The organism is Amycolatopsis sp. WGS_07 (genome assembly GCF_045278895.1).
Lineage (GTDB): Bacteria > Actinomycetota > Actinomycetes > Mycobacteriales > Pseudonocardiaceae > Amycolatopsis.
On record NZ_CP136053.1, the window covers coordinates 4,200,077 to 4,214,741 of the forward strand.

The following is a 14,665-nucleotide window of genomic DNA, read 5'->3' on the forward strand; positions in this document are numbered from 1 at the left end:
CCCTGCCTGACCGGCTTGTTGGCGACACCGGCCGCCCGCCGTCAGGACTGCCTCCAGCCCTGACGGCGGCGTCCCGTCGCGCTCTCACCTTCACCAGAATGAGCCTGGAAGGTCTGTCGGGGGACCTTCGAGGCTCTTTCTCGTTCGGGGACCGCTGACGGGTGTTCAATGAGCCCGTGTCCGGACATACGCACGACCACATCGACTGGGCGGACCGGCTGGCCCTCCTCCGCGCAGCCGACACCCTCGACGCTCCCGCACAGGCCGCCATCGCAGCACGCCTAGTCGCGAAACTCCCCGATCATCCCACGGTGATCGACCTAGGCTGCGGCGCCGGTGGGATGAGCACCCACTTCGCCGAAGCCCTGGCCGCCCACGACGGCGGCACGATCATCCTGGTCGACGCGACTCCTGAATTGCTCCAGGAAGCCGAGCGCGCCGTACGCACCGCCGCCGAGACAGCGCAGGATAGCCAGCCAGGGTCGAAGGTCGAGGTTCGCGCGGTAGTCGCCGACCTAGCCGACGGTTCCTTGCCCGACTTGCTACCCGCCGCGGATCTCGTGTGGGCTTCGCGCGTCGTGCATCACCTGCCGGATCAGCAGGCCGCGATCGGCACCCTCACGGCCGTCGCGCGGGCTGGCGGAGTGGTCGCACTCGCTGAAGGTGGTTTGTCTTTCTCTTGCCTCCCTTGGGATATCGGGATCGGACGGCCTGGATTAGAGGACCGGCTGCAGGCTGCGCAAGCCGCATGGTTCGTCGGGATGCGCGAGGGCATCGACGGCGCCGTGCCGATGCCCTACGGCTGGACAGTCGCGCTCGAACGGGCTGGGCTCGCCGACGTCAGCTCGTTCAGCGCACTGGTGGACCATCCCGCACCCGGTCCGGACGGTCTCACTGACTATGTGCACCACCACCTTTCCCGCCTCGCGACGCATGGCGCCGACCATCTCGCGGAGGAAGACCGCGCGACGTTGGCTTCGTTGCTCGATCCGGACAGCGCCCACCACCTCGGCAAGCGCCGCGACCTCTTCCTGCTCGGCGCACGCACGGTCCACCACGGACGTCGACCGTGACCGCGCCCGACCCCACGTGCTCGTGGTGCGGCCGAGCACGCGCCGCGGAAACTGACCCGCTCGCGACCCTGGCATGGGTGAGCACCAAGGAAAACGGCGAGCAGCGCTGGCTGTGCCCAGACTGCGCGCGCAACCACGTCCGGGACATCGAGGGCAAGCTGCCGGACGAGTACTGGTGACCGACCATGCCCGGGCAGTGGGGCTGGTTGCCCGGATTGCGCGCGCAGCTATGTTCGGGAAGCTGACGGCACGCTGTCTGGCGAACACCTGTAACTGAATCGCGTGCGCAGCCGCCTCCGGGATGCCTGGGATGAGTCGCCTAACCATGTTCGTGATGCCGAAGGGCGAGCCGCCTGACGGCCGTTGGTGGCTGGATCGCGGGCGTAGTCACGTTCGGGACGCCGAGCGGGCAAGTCGCCGGACGAGCACTGGCGGCCGGATTGTGCGCAACCCGTCTGGCACCGTGAGAGCGACCTTCCCGGCGAGTGCTCGGTTCCGCGCAGGCTGGTCGGCCTGGGGTATCAGGTTCGGATCATGCGGCATTTCCCGTCTTGTAGACGGCGCGCACTTTGGGGCGGGGTGTGCGCGTCGCGTGGCGGTAGGCGTTGAGGAGTTCTACGCCCATGTCCTCCGGGGATTCCCGGAGTTGTCGTGGGGTGCACCGAAACAGCACGGTGCCGGTCGCGGCCAGGGCTAGGTGGCTGAAGTCTTCGGGGCCCGCAGCGGTGCGGTAGCGCCAGGCCAGGCCGATTTCGTCCCACCAAGCGTCCGCGGTGCCGAGCCGGCGGCCGCGGCGGTCGCAGACTGCGACGTTCCATTGCGGGGTCGGCAGCGGGGTTCGTTGGAGGACGCGGAGTGCTTGGCCGTGCGCGAAGGTTTCTTGGTCGTCGAGGTTGCGCAGTACTGAGCGCACGGCTGCTGAGCCGCGCTGGTTTCCGGTGTCCAATTCGGCGGTTAGCTCGGTGCGGTCTGCTAGCCCCCAATACAGCGGCAGCGAGACCAGCCTTGCGATTTCGTCGGGATCGTTTTCTCGGCGGGCCAAGTCGAGCGCGGCGCGGGCTGCGCTCACGTACGGCAGGCCGTCGATCAGGATCGCTTCGGGCATTCGTGCGGTGCGGTAGGTGATGACGCTCGGTTCGTTGGACGGCCTTCTGTTGTGCGGCACCAGCAGATGGATTTCCGGAGTCCGCGGATGGCTGATTCCGTGTGCGCACAGCGCATCCGTGCCCGTGATGACGGTTGCGGGACCATAGCGGGCCACGGCCGCGTGCAGAAGTTCTTCCCGGCTCGGAGGTTTGTCGTGCACTAGGTACACGCCGGAATACACCTGCCGCCACGGGCCGCCCGGGCCGGAGAGCTGTGCGGCTCTTCGGTCTGAGATTCCCGCTATCCGCAGATGCCGCCGGTGAAGCACTCCATGCGAGACCAGATCACCGAAAGAGAGGGAGTCGATGCTTTTCGTAGTTGCCATACATCGAGAATGCCGCCCTGATCAACTCAGCGAAACCACCCTGCGCAATCTGTGGACAACTCGGGGTTATTTCCCCGCCTTGTGGATAACTCAGGCGGCGAACCCGGGCTGCCACCGTTCCACGATGCCGCGGGCCGGGATCTCGGCGTCGAGCTGGCACAGGATGCCCGTCGAGCCTGCCGTGACCCGGTGGATCATCAGGTATTCCGGCGGTAGGTTCAGCGAACGGCCGACGTGGAAGTCGTTGCTGCGGGAGTCTCCGACACGGCCTGCTTGCCGCTGCATCCAGCGACGCGTGAAGTGGAACGTGGGCTCGGCCAGCGGCTCGGTGAACGGCGCGAGGTACGCCAGCACCTCGTCCGCCTCCAGGGGCGAATCCGCACGCACGAACCGGTTCTCGCGCAGCAGCCGCATCAGTTCGTCGGAGTGGCCGTCCAGAGCGAGGCGCGTGATTTCGCCCAGGTGCCGCGGAATTCCGTGCGGAAGCTTGGCTACGCCGCCGAAATCGATCACGCACAGCCTGCCGTCGCTGGTGAGCATGAAGTTTCCGGGATGCGGGTCGGAGTGCAGCAGATGCGCCCGCGCCGGCGACGAGTAGTGGAACTCGGCGAGCAGTCGTCCGGCGAGGTTGCGGGTGGCCGGGTCGCCGTCCGAGATGATCTCGGCCAGCGGGGTGCCGGTGGCCCACTCGCTGACCACGACCTTCGGCGCGCTCGCCACGACGCGCGGGATCAGGAATTCGGGGTCGCCCTCGAACGCCTTCGCGAACGCGCGCTGGTTGTCGGCCTCGGCGAGGTAGTCGAGTTCCTCGTCCATCCGCTCGGCCAGCTCGGTGAGCAGCGGTTTCACGTCGGTGCCGGGCACGAAAGCCTGGAACAGCCTGCTGAAGCGCTGCAACTGGCGCAGGTCGCTGCGCAGCGCCTCGTCCGCGCCCGGGTACTGGACCTTGACCGCGACCTCGCGACCGTCGTGCCAGGTCGCGCGGTGCACCTGGCCGATGCTCGCGGCGGCGGCCGGCTCGTCGTCGAAGTGCGCGAAGCGCCCGACCCAGGACCGGCCCAGTTGCTCGGCGAGCACGCGGTGGGTTTGCCGCGCGGGCATGGGCGGTGCGGCCGACTGCAGCTTCGTGAGCGCTTCCCGGTACGGCTGCGCCATGTCGTCCGGCACCGCGGCCTCGAACACGCTCAGCGCCTGCCCGAACTTCATCGCGCCGCCCTTGAGCGTGCCCAGCACCTCGAACAGCTGCTCAGCGGCCTTGGCCGAGAGCGTCGCGCTCACCTGCTCAGCGCTCTGCCCGGCCAGCCGCTTGCCCCAGCCGCCCACCGCTCGGCCGGCGATGCCGAGCGGAAGGCTCGCCAGCTTCGCGGTACGGGCAGCGCCGCGGCGCGGCATGGCGGAATCGCGGTCTCCGGTGCGGTCGCGAAAGTCGGTCACCCTGCGATTCTGCCTTGGCGAGCACGACGGCCGCAGCCCGCTGACGGCACCCAGGTGTGGCCTACGTCTCTTGGAGCACCTCCTCGGGACTTTCCTCCGCTGGCGACGGACCTTCCTCGACGGGAACGGGTGCTCCGCAGCCGCAGTCGGGATGCGGTTCCCACTGCTGGCGGCGCACTTGCCCGTCGAAGTTGTCGATCTCGAGTGTGGCGTTCCACGCTGGCGGCGGGGTTTCGCTCGGCGAGAGCAACCGCATGGCCTGCGCGACGGCGAGCGAGGCGCACGCGTGCACGGCACCGAGATCAGGCCGCGGCAGCCGGCCGACCAGCTGGGTCGCGATCCTTGGCCAGGACTCGTCCGCGTCAGTTCGGTGCAGGTCACAGCAGCGGAGACAAGCGCTGCGGCCAGGCACCACGAGCGGCCCGACGATGCCGGTGCCCTCGCAGACGCGGACCAGCAGGTGCGAGATGCCCGAGTCGATCAGCTCGGCCACTTCTTCCGGCGGCGGGACCAACGTGTCGGTGAGCAGCACGAGATCGGGGACGCGGCGCTGGTTCCGGGCGGTGCTGACGTCCGGCGCGATGCGCGCGACGACTGTCCGTATCGCGCGTTGCCGGGGTTGTCCCAGTTCAGCGGGCGTGAACCCGGAACCGAGATCGGCTTCGGTGACGGTGCCGGCCGCGCGGATGTCGAGGTGCCCGACGCCGGACGTCGCGAGCAGCGCGGCGACTGCCACGGCGATCCGTCCGCTGCCGTGCACCGCGATGAGGCTTTGCCAGCGACGGTCGGTGAGCGCCGGTTGGTAGTGCCGGGCGCGCAGCGACCACAGCCCGGTTTCGACCCGTTTCGCGGATTTCTTCGCCGCTTCCGTGACCAACCCGAGCGCGGCCAGCTGTTTCAGCAGGAGCTGGAACTGCTCCCGGTGTTCGCCTACAGCGAGCAAGACGTCCTCGAGCGCACGCCGCCCGTCGAGCCTGCGGACGCTGTCGACGATCGGCGCGGGCAGGCCGTTGGCGATGATGCCGTGGCGGGGGTCGAGGCCGAACTGGATCTCGTTGCCGTCGCGTTCGAGCACGTGGAGGCCCGGAAGCAACGTCGGATACGCCGGAAGGAGCACGTCCGGCGGCGGAACACTGGACAGGGTCATGCGGCCAGCTTGGCAGCTCCGCGACGCCACTCGCGGGTGAGAATCCGAGTTGTCCACAGGGAAATCTTGTTGTGGACAACTTAGGGCTGTGACCTTTCGGCGCTCCAAGTTGTCGGTGCTGAGCCTTACCGTTGTCGAGTGGTCGAAGCACGGATTCCCTCCCTGAGGGGCAGGGGCGAGAAGGCCCCGTCGGACACTTCTCAACACAAGGTCGAGGTGCGGCGCAGCCAGCGCAGGCACCGGACGGTCACCGCGTACTGGAACGAGGACACCCTGGTGGTGCTCATCCCGGCACGGATGACCCGCGAGGAAGAGAAACACTGGGTCGCGGAGATGGAGCGCAGGCTGCTGCGTTCCGGCGGGCGGAAGGCACCGCCCAAGTCGTCGGACGCGGCGTTGCTGGCGCGCTGCGCCCTGCTCGGCGCGAAGTACCTGGGCGGGAAAGCGCTGCCCGCCAGCGTGCGGTGGGTGCCGCCGATGCGCACCAGGTGGGCGTCGTGCACGCCGGTGGACGCGACCATCCGGGTCAGCGAGCGGCTCCAGCGAGTGCCGCAGTGGGTGCTGGACTACGTGCTGGTCCACGAGCTGGCGCACCTGAGCGAGCCGGGGCACGACCCGGCGTTCTGGGCGCTGGTCAACCGGTATCCGAAGACGGAACGGGCGATCGGGTACCTGGAGGGGCTTTCGGCCGCGGCTGGATGGGGGCTTTCGCTGGACGATTGAGCGGGCCGGGTTTGGTGCGGGCAGGGAGGTGGATGGCTGGCTGCGGGGCTGGAGGGTTTCGGAGGTGAGCACGTTCGGCGTGCGGGAGTTGACGGGCCGGGTGCGGCTGGTCGCGGTGGCGGAGGAGTTTCGGATGTGAGTCGGCGGGCGGGCCGGGCGTGGGTGAGTGGTGGTCGCTCGCGGTTGTGGAGGGGGCTGGGTGCGGTCCGGCGTTGGCGGCGCGTGAGGTCCGCGCGAGGGCTGAGCGGGCGGGCGTGGGTGAGTGGTGGCGGCTAGCGGTTGTGGAGGGGGCTGGGTGCGGCCCGGTGTTCGCGGCGCGCGAGGCCTGAGCTGGCGGCTGGGCGTGGCTGAAGGAGTGGCCTGGCGGCTGGGCGTGGCTGAGGAGAGTGGCCTGGCGGCTGGGGGAGGTCTGGCTGGCCGGAGCGGCTGGTTCCGAAGACCCTGGACGGACCGGGCGATCGCTGCGGCTGGGCGCTGAGTCCTGCGCGTTTGGGGTGGCGGTCGCGGTCAGCCGTGCTGGGTGCGAGCTGGGCCGAAGACGGTCGAGCGTCTCAAGCTTGGGACCGGGCGACAGGCACCTGATCGTCGGTCAGGCCGACGATCGATGGCGATAGGGGAAGGCGTGGGCGCGGAACAACGGCCATAAAACGCCGCGCGGACCGTCTCTAGGAGGCGAGACGGTCCGCGCGGTGGTCCAAAACAGCCAGCCCTGCCGGGAAGCGCAGGTCAGGAGGACGGGTTCCCCTTGTCCTTCGGGGCCTCGCCGCCGTCGGAGTCGGTGCCGCCACCCTCGCCAGTCCCGTCAGACTCGCCAGCAGCCTCGCGGGCCTCCCGCTCGGCCTTCTCGGTGCGTTCCAGTTCCGCGATCGGGTCCAGGTCGGACGCGAGCGCGGGCGGTTCGGCCATGCGGTCGGCGAAGTCCAGGGGCTCGTCCAGGTCCTCGGCGGTCGGCATGAGGTCCGGGTGGGACCAGAGGCCGTCGCGCTTTTCCAGGCCGTGGCGTTCTCCCACCAGGTTCCACAGGGACGACGCGGCGCGCATCCGGCGCGGGCGCAGTTCGAGGCCGACCAGGGTCGCGAAGGTCTGCTCGGCCGGGCCGCCGGTCGCGCGGCGGCGGCGCAGGGTTTCGCGCAGGGCCTCGGCTCCCGGGAGGCGGTCGCCGATCGCCTCGGCCACCACTACGTCCACCCAGCCTTCGACCAGGGCCAGCAGGGTTTCCAGACGCTTCAGCGCCGCCTGCTGCTCGGGGGTGGTCTGCGGTTCCAGCAGGCCGGACGACATCGCTTCCTCGATGCTCGCCGGGTTGGCTGGGTCGATGCTGCCGGCCAGGGACTCCAGCGCCGAAGTATCGACGGTGATCCCGCGGGCGAACTCCTCGACCGTCGCCAGCAGGCGCTGCCGCAGCCACGGCACGTGCGCGAACAGTCGCTGGTGCGCGGCCTCGCGCGCGGCCAGGAACACCAGCACCTCGCTGGCCGGCAGCTCCAGGCCCTCGGTGAACTTCTCGATGTTCGCCGGCAGCAGCGCCGACGTCGTGGCCGGGCCCAGCGGCAGGCCGACCTCCGTGGACGTCAGCACTTCCTGCGCGAGCTGCGCCAGTGCGTTGCCGAGCTGGGAGCCGAAGGCCATCCCGCCCATCTGGCCCATCATCGACAGCAGCGGCCCCGCCGCCTGCTTGGCCTCCTCGGGCAGCGCCTGCATCCACGCCCCGGACACCTGCTGCGCCACCGGATCGCACAGCCGCTGCCAGGTCGGCAGCGTCTTCTCGACCCAGGTGCGCGCCGACCACGACACGGTGGTGCTCGCGCCCGCGGGGAGGATCGTCGCCGCGTCCAGCCACAGTTCCGCCAGGTGCGCGGCGTCGCGCACGGCGGTCGCGGAGTCGCCGCCGCTCTCGGACGCGAAGCCGATCTTGGCGTCGTCCCGCCCGCTCAGGTTCTGGAGTGCGATCTGCTTCGCCAGGTCGTAGTTGACCGGCCCGCTCGACGAGCCCGCCTGGCTCAGCATCTGGCCCAGCTGGCTCAGCATCTGCCCGAGCTGGTTGAACGCCTCGGCTCCGCCGGGCTGGCCCGGGTTCGAGGGGTCGTTGTCGCCTCGCTTGTCGGGATCGGGCGGTCCGAAGCCGAACGGGGGATTGCTCATAGCTCCACCGTACGCGGGTAGGACCCGGCTCAGCGCGTCAACCGTGGCCTTCACCGGGAAGCGAACACAGTCACCGTACGCTGTCGCTCGTGACAAAACCGGACGAGGACACCGCGAACCAGTCCGACCGCGCCGAGCCGTCTCGCGCGCCGGCCCGCAGCGACCGGCGGATGACCCGCCGCGGCTGGACGATGCTGGTCAGCGGAGTGCTGTTCCTGGTGTTCGTCGTGGCCGGGTTCCTGGTCCAGGTCCCGTATGTCGCGATCAGCCCCGGGCCCACCTACGACACCCTCGGCCGCGACGCCGCAGGCAACCCGGTGATCCAGGTCAAGGGACAGCAGACCTACGGCACCAGCGGCGAACTGCGGATGACCACCGTCTCGCTCAACGACGGCATCAACCTCTTCACCGCGCTCGGCCTCTGGGCCAGCGGCCGCTACGCGCTCGCGCCGCGCGAGGAGTACTACAAGCCCGGCGAGACCAACGAGCAGGTCAAGCAGGAGAACATCCAGCAGCTGCAGAACTCGCAGAGCAACGCGCAGGTCGCCGCGTTGCGCCACCTCGGCTACCCGGTGCAGGTCGTCGCGAAGCAGATCGTGTCCGGCAGTCCGGCCGACCACATCCTCGCCCCCGGCGACAAGCTCATCGCGGTCAACGGCAAGCAGGTGCGCGAAGCCTCCGAGGTCGCCGCCTCGATCGCCAACACCAAGCCGGGCGACTCCGTCCAGGTCACCTTCCAGCACCTCGGCCAGCCGGAACGCACCGTGCCGGTCACGCTCGCCCAGCGCGACGACCGCACCCAGGGCTTCCTCGGGCTGACCGCCGTCGACCGCGCGGTCGCGCCGTTCTCCGTCGACATCTCGCTGCAGGACGTCGGCGGCCCGTCGGCGGGGCTGATGTTCACCCTCGCGATCATCGACCGGCTCACCCCGCCCGGGAAACCGGGCAGCGACCTCGCGGGCGGCAGGCACATCGCGGGCACCGGCGAGATCAGCGAGACCGGCCAGGTCGGGCCGATCGGCGGGATCTCGTTCAAGGTCGTCGGCGCGAAGGAAGCGGGCGCGACCGACTTCCTCGTCCCCGAGCACAACTGCGCCGAGGCCAAGTCGGCCGCGCCGGAGGGGCTCAACCTCATCAAGGTGTCCACGCTCGACGACGCGCTCAAGCAGCTGGACAACCTGAAGGCCGGCCGTCCGACCGCGCACTGCTGAGCGAGGTCAGCCGAACTCGCCGGTGATCGCCAGGCCGACTCGCCGCAGGACGGCCACGATGCCCGCGGCGGTGCCGGGGGAGCCGTCGGCGAGCCAGCGGCGCAGCACCTCGGTGGTCCCCGCGACCACGAGCACGAAGGCCGACCGGGCGTCCGGGTCGGCCTCGTGCCCGGGGAGCAGGATGCCGACGAGAAGGTCGGCGAACTCGGCGTAGGCCTCGCTTCGGGGACGTTCCAGGGCCGGGTGGTGATTCGCTTCCACCCACAACCGGCTCACCCTGGGGTCGGTGGCGATGGCCTCCACCGTGGCGGTGACCAGCCGCGTCATCCGCTCCTCGGCGGCTGCGGGGGCGTCCGCCAGCGCGGTTTCCAGCGCGGACCGGACGGCCTCCAGGACCCCGGTCAGCACGGCCTCCAGAAGAGCTTCCCGGTCGGCGAAACTCTCGTAGAAGTAGCGCTTGGACAGGCCCGCGCGCTTGCACACGAGATCAACGGTGGTTTCGGCGACGCCGACCTCGCCGACGACGTCGAGACCCGCCTCCATGAGCTGGCTCCGGCGTTGCCGGCGGCGGTCCTCGGCGCTGACGCCGCGGTACGGGCGGACTACTTCAGGCACCGGGCAACCTTGACACACGTGCGTTCCTAGTTCACTGTCGAAGGAATCAGGAACGCTGGCGTTCTTACTTGCCCCGGAGGTGCCCATGAACCGGCGGAGGAACGGGCTGGCCGGCGGGCGCGGCCTCGCGGCGGCGATCGCGGCCCTCGACCCGGTGCGGGACAACGAGGCCATCACCCACCTCAGCCTCGGCGTGCGATACGGCGACGCGATGTTCGTGCACGGCGCCTACACCGTCGCGTTCGCCCGTCAGGTCGCCTCGCCGTCGATCGCGCGGATCGTCTACCGCACCGGCACCGGCGACATGATGCGGAACGTCCGGCGCCGCAACGACCACACGCTCGTGTTCTTCGGCGAGATGATCCGGCACGGGCACAGCAGCGAAGCCGGCCGCCGGGTCATCGACCGGATGGAGGAGATCCACGCCCGGTTCGGGATCACCGGCGAGGACAAGCTGTTCACGCTCGGTTCGCTGATCTTCGAACCGGGCCGGATCCTCGGCGAGCTGGGACTGTCGGTCTTCACCGAGGCCGAGGACCAGGCGCACTACTGGTTCTGGCGCGGCGTCGGCGAGCGCATGGGCCTGGAGATCCCGCCCGGTCGTCAGGAGTTCCTGGACTGGATCGACGGCTACGAGCAGCGGCTCGCCTTCACCGACGGCGGCCGGGCCCTCGTGGACCAGCTCTTCCTCGACTGGCGCCGCTGGTTCCCCGGACCGGCGGGCCGCCTCGCCGCGCCGAGCCTGCTGCTCCTCCTCGGCAGGCAACTGCGCGAGGTCCACCGGTTGCCCGAACCGCCCGCCGCGGTGCGGAAGGCGGGGCCGGGCCTGGTGGCGGCGTACCTCGGCCTCCAAGGGGCCCGTCCGCACCACGTCGATCGATCCTGGTCGGATCACTTCGCCGACCCGCACGCGGACGCGGCCGACATCGCCCGGTACGGCCACCAGCCGCCGGAGCGGACGGCGGCCGTCGCGAGCTGATCAGGGCTGCAGGGTCGTCTTCAGCGCGTCCACCAGATTCGGCGCGAGATCCGGGCTTTCCACCAGTTCGTCCACCGCGTTCTCGTCCTCGTCGCCCGGCTGGACGCCGCGCAGCCGCATCACGCACGCCGCGTCGCCCTCGCGCAGGACGGCGGCCACGAGCCGCGCCTCGGTGCGGCGCGGGTGGTCCGCGGCGGCGCGGCGGAGGCTTTCGGCGTCCGCCTCGGCGATTCCTTCGAGTTCCGCCTCCACGTCCGGGGGCAGCACGATGATCTCCTGCGCCAGCGCGCAGCCGACCACGATCTCCGGCCACGCGATCCGGCCGAGCGATTCGGCGAGGTCGCCGTCCGGCAGGGCCTCCTGAGCCACCGGCGTGAGCGGGTTCGCGCGGTCGAGCTGACCGGCCAGTTCGGGCTGCTCGTCCAGCAGCGCGGCGGTCGGGACCAGCGCGAACAACTGCGGCGGCTGGTTCCAGCCCGCGGCGGCGACGAACTCTTCGACTTCCCGGGCCAGCCCGGCGACAGGGTGGGCGGCAGACGGCTCACTCGGTGGCATGGCGACCATCGTGTCAGGCGTCCCCGCGACGCGCCGCGCGTGCCCGGTTTGGGTGGTCCCGGGAACTCGCGGCACCGTCCGTAGAGTTAGAGGTCACGGGGACACAGCTGTCCCCGGAGAACGTGTTCACGAAGACAGGAGCATTGCCGTGGCGACTCGGCCCCCGGTGAGCCTGAAGCTGTCCCGGCGCAGCCGGATCCTTCTCATCATCGCCGCGGTGATCGTGCTGGCCCTGCTGGCCGGCGTCCGGTTGCTCGACACCTACGTGGACTGGCTGTGGTTCGGCGAACTGCAGGCCCGTTCGGTGTTCACCACCCAGCTGGTGACCCGGATCGTGCTCTTCCTCGCGGTGGGGCTGCTGGTCGGCGGCGCGCTGGCGGTCAGCCTGCTGATCGCCTACCGGACCCGCCCGGTGTTCGTGCCGGTGTCCGGCCGCGACGATCCGCTCTCGCGCTACCGCTCGGTGATCGTCAGCCGGATCCGGCTGTTCGGCATCGGCATCCCGGTGCTCACCGGGATCATCTCCGGCGCGTCGGCGACCGGGGACTGGCAGACGATCCAGCTGTTCCTCAACGGCACCTCGTTCGGCCAGAAGGATCCCGAATTCGGCATCGACCTCGGTTTCTACGCCTTCACCCTGCCGTTCGTGAACTGGCTGCTCGGCTGGCTGTTCGTCGCCATCGTCGTCTCGTTCTTCGGCGCGCTGATCGCGCACTACATCTTCGGCGGCATCCGGCTCGCCGGCCGCGGCGGCCAGCTGGCCGGCCCGACGCGCGCGCAGCTCGCCATCACGGTCGGGCTTTTCGTGCTGCTGAAGGCGGTCGAGTACTTCTTCGACCGGTACAACCTGCTGCTGTCCGACCGGAATATGCCGCTGTTCAACGGTGCCACGTACACCGATCTCAACGCGGTGCTGCCGGCGAAGCTGATCCTGCTGTGCATTTCGGTGATCTGCGCGATCGCGTTCTTCGCGGGCGCGTTCCTGCGGAATCTGCAGCTGCCGGCGATTTCGCTGGTCCTGCTGATCCTTTCCGGCGTGCTGGTCGGCGTGGCGTGGCCGGCGATTCTCGACCAGTTCTCGGTCAAGCCGAACGCCAACGAGAAGGAAGCGCCGTCGATCCAGCGCAACATGGACGCGACGCGCGCGGCGTACGGCCTCACCAACGTGAAATACGAGCAGTACCCGGGCAAAACCGAAACCACGGCGGACGCGGTGAAGGCCGACACCGGCACGGTGTCCAACATCCGCCTGCTCGACCCGAACATCCTCAGCGACACCTTCACCCAGCGCGTCGGCCGCGAGAACTTCTACGGTTTCCCGTCGAAGCTGGACATCGACCGGTACACCATCGGCGGCACCACGCAGGACTACATCGTGGCCGCCAAGGAAATGAAGACCGACGGGCTGAGCGGCAACCAGAACAACTGGATCAACAAGCACATGGTCTACACGCACGGCAACGGATTCGTCGCCGCGCCCGCCAACACGATCGACCGTGCGGTGAAGGATTCGAACTCCGACGGCGGCTACCCGATCGCCACCACGAGCGACACCACCAACCCCGCGGGCGCGGGCTCGGTGAACGGCCAGCCGGGCATCAAGGTCGACCAGCCGCGGATCTACTACGGCGAGCTGACCAACCAGTCCGACTACGCGATCGTCGGCGGCACCCCGGGCAAGGCGCCCGGCGAGTACGACACCGACGCCCAGCGCGGCTATCTCTACCAGGGCAAGGGCGGCGTCTCGCTCGACAACTGGTTCAACCGCCTGATGTTCGCCGCCGAATACCGCGAACCGAAGATCCTCTTCTCCGACGCCATCGGCGACGGCTCGAAGATCATGTACAACCGCGAACCGCGCGACCGCGTCGCCAGGGTCGCCCCGTGGCTCACCCTCGACGGCGACCCGTACCCCGCGGTGGTCAACGGCCGCATCCAGTGGATCGTCGACGGCTACACCACGCTCGACAACTACCCGTACGCCCAGCAGACCCAGCTCGGCGAAGCGACCAACGACTCGCTCAACGGTGTCACCAAACAGGCGAACAACTCGATCAACTACATCCGCAACTCGGTGAAGGCGACCGTCGACGCGTTCGACGGCACCGTCACCCTGTACTCGATCGACGACAACGAACCCGTCCTCAAGGCGTGGGAGAAGGTGTTCCCGGGCATCGTCAAACCCAGCTCGGAGATTTCGCCGGAACTGCGCTCGCACTTCCGCTACCCCGAGGACCTGTTCAAGATCCAGCGCGAACTGCTCGCCCGGTACCACGTGGACAGTCCACAAGAGTTCTACGCGCAGCAGGCGTTCTGGAGCGTCCCGCAGGACCCGACCGAGGACGGCAGCTCCACCACCGCCGGCTCGAACGTCGCCAACCAGCCCGGCTACTACGTCCTCGCCAACGCGGCGGGCGAAGGCAGGCCGACGTTCCAGCTGACCAGCGCGCTCACCGGGTTGCAACGGCAATACCTCTCCGCCTGGATGTCCATTTCCTCCGATCCGCAGGACTACGGCACCATCCGCGTCCTCCGACTACCGCCGGCCAGCGGAGCCAACCAGGTCGACGGGCCTGTCCAGGTGCAGAACCGGTTCCAGAGCGACCCCCGCGTCGCCCAAGACCGGACACTGCTGAACAACCCCAACGTCATTCCCATCTACGGCAACCTGATCACGCTCCCGGTCGCCGACGGATTCCTCTACGTCGAACCCGTCTACATCCGCCAGCGCAACCAGCTCAGCTACCCGCAGCTCGCCCGCGTGCTCGTCTCCTACGGAGCCAAGATCGGCTTCGCGTCCACCCTCAACGAGGCACTGGACCAGGTGTTCGGCAAGGGCACCGGCGCGGCGGCCACCACGCCGAAGGAAGGCGAACCCGGCGGCACCACGACCCCGCCGACGTCCAGCACCCAGGCTCCGCCGCCCAGCACCGGCGGCAGCAACCCGGCCATGGACAAAGCGGTCTCCGACATCCAGGCCGCGCTCGCCAAGCTCAAAGCGGCACAGCAGTCCGGCAACTTCGCCGATCAGGGAGCCGCGCTCCAAGCGCTCGACGCGGCCACCAAGGAATACAACTCGGCCAAACCGACCACCCCGCCCGCCAGCAGCGGGCCGCCGACCCAGACCGGCGGGTGACCTCGGTTACGTAATAGGCACCTGCTTTGCGCCCGCCGGAAACCAGGGCGTAAGGTAGGTCCTACGACGCGGGGTGGAGCAGCTCGGTAGCTCGCTGGGCTCATAACCCAGAGGTCGCAGGTTCAAATCCTGTCCCCGCTACAGAGATGGGAGACCCGTCCTCGCAGAAAGCGCGAGGG

12 protein-coding genes and 1 tRNA gene are annotated in these 14,665 nt (G+C 69.4%); 7 read left to right on the plus strand and 6 right to left on the minus strand.

Going from position 1 to position 14,665, the window contains the following annotated elements; genetic code table 11:
- The first annotated feature begins 176 nt into the window (after positions 1-176).
- Positions 177-1,073 (plus strand): class I SAM-dependent methyltransferase, encoded by an 897-nt coding sequence (locus RPX00_RS20075; protein ID WP_406641387.1) that lies wholly within the window; start codon positions 177-179, stop codon positions 1,071-1,073.
- The gene (locus tag RPX00_RS20080; RefSeq protein WP_009073268.1) at positions 1,070-1,252 is read left to right on the plus strand and encodes a hypothetical protein; all 183 of its coding nucleotides are present in this window, start codon (positions 1,070-1,072) and stop codon (positions 1,250-1,252) included. Before RPX00_RS20075 ends, RPX00_RS20080 begins: the two co-directional genes overlap by 4 nt.
- 353 nt (positions 1,253-1,605) lie before the next feature.
- Here the strand turns inward: RPX00_RS20080 and RPX00_RS20085 are convergent, their stop codons facing one another.
- The 3 genes from RPX00_RS20085 to RPX00_RS20095 form a co-directional block, all read right to left on the minus strand.
- Entirely contained in the window at positions 1,606-2,544 is a 939-nt protein-coding gene (locus RPX00_RS20085; protein ID WP_406641389.1) for a hypothetical protein, read from the minus strand.
- A 90-nt stretch (positions 2,545-2,634) separates the two neighbouring features.
- Positions 2,635-3,936: an ABC1 kinase family protein gene (locus RPX00_RS20090; protein ID WP_406643024.1), complete on the minus strand. Its 1,302-nt coding sequence runs from the start codon at positions 3,934-3,936 to the stop codon at positions 2,635-2,637.
- 103 nt (positions 3,937-4,039) lie between these two features.
- A complete protein-coding gene (locus RPX00_RS20095; RefSeq protein WP_406641390.1) occupies positions 4,040-5,125 on the minus strand; it encodes a ThiF family adenylyltransferase in 1,086 nt (361 codons plus the stop codon).
- 216 nt (positions 5,126-5,341) lie between these two features.
- Here RPX00_RS20095 and RPX00_RS20100 point away from each other — a divergent pair, with 216 nt between their 5' ends.
- Entirely contained in the window at positions 5,342-5,848 is a 507-nt protein-coding gene (locus tag RPX00_RS20100) for a M48 family metallopeptidase (protein ID WP_406643026.1), read from the plus strand.
- A 726-nt stretch (positions 5,849-6,574) separates the two neighbouring features.
- On the opposite strand, the gene RPX00_RS20105 is transcribed toward RPX00_RS20100, so the two are convergent.
- On the minus strand, positions 6,575-7,990 hold the full coding sequence (locus RPX00_RS20105) for a zinc-dependent metalloprotease (RefSeq protein WP_406641391.1): 1,416 nt from the start codon (positions 7,988-7,990) through the stop codon (positions 6,575-6,577).
- Positions 7,991-8,181: 191 nt separating this feature from the next.
- Between RPX00_RS20105 and RPX00_RS20110 the strand changes: the two genes are divergently transcribed.
- On the plus strand, positions 8,182-9,201 hold the full coding sequence (locus RPX00_RS20110) for a PDZ domain-containing protein (protein WP_406643027.1): 1,020 nt from the start codon (positions 8,182-8,184) through the stop codon (positions 9,199-9,201).
- A gap of 6 nt (positions 9,202-9,207) precedes the next feature.
- Here RPX00_RS20110 and RPX00_RS20115 read toward each other — a convergent pair whose 3' ends face one another.
- Positions 9,208-9,816, minus strand: coding sequence for a TetR/AcrR family transcriptional regulator (locus tag RPX00_RS20115; RefSeq protein ID WP_406641394.1), 609 nt, complete (start codon positions 9,814-9,816; stop codon positions 9,208-9,210).
- Between the two features lie 85 nt (positions 9,817-9,901).
- On the opposite strand from RPX00_RS20115, the gene RPX00_RS20120 reads away from it, so the two are divergent.
- Positions 9,902-10,795 carry a DUF2236 domain-containing protein gene (locus RPX00_RS20120; RefSeq protein ID WP_406641396.1) on the plus strand — a complete coding sequence of 298 codons (894 nt, stop codon included), beginning with the start codon at positions 9,902-9,904 and terminating at the stop codon, positions 10,793-10,795.
- Here RPX00_RS20120 and RPX00_RS20125 read toward each other — a convergent pair whose 3' ends face one another.
- Positions 10,796-11,350, minus strand: coding sequence for a PPA1309 family protein (locus RPX00_RS20125; RefSeq protein ID WP_378303264.1), 555 nt, complete (start codon positions 11,348-11,350; stop codon positions 10,796-10,798).
- 148 nt (positions 11,351-11,498) lie between these two features.
- On the opposite strand from RPX00_RS20125, the gene RPX00_RS20130 reads away from it, so the two are divergent.
- Both RPX00_RS20130 and RPX00_RS20135 read left to right on the plus strand, forming a co-directional pair.
- Positions 11,499-14,486 carry a UPF0182 family protein gene (locus tag RPX00_RS20130; protein ID WP_406641399.1) on the plus strand — a complete coding sequence of 996 codons (2,988 nt, stop codon included), beginning with the start codon at positions 11,499-11,501 and terminating at the stop codon, positions 14,484-14,486.
- A 67-nt stretch (positions 14,487-14,553) separates the two neighbouring features.
- Positions 14,554-14,627, plus strand: a tRNA-Met gene (locus tag RPX00_RS20135).
- Positions 14,628-14,665: the final 38 nt, after the last annotated feature.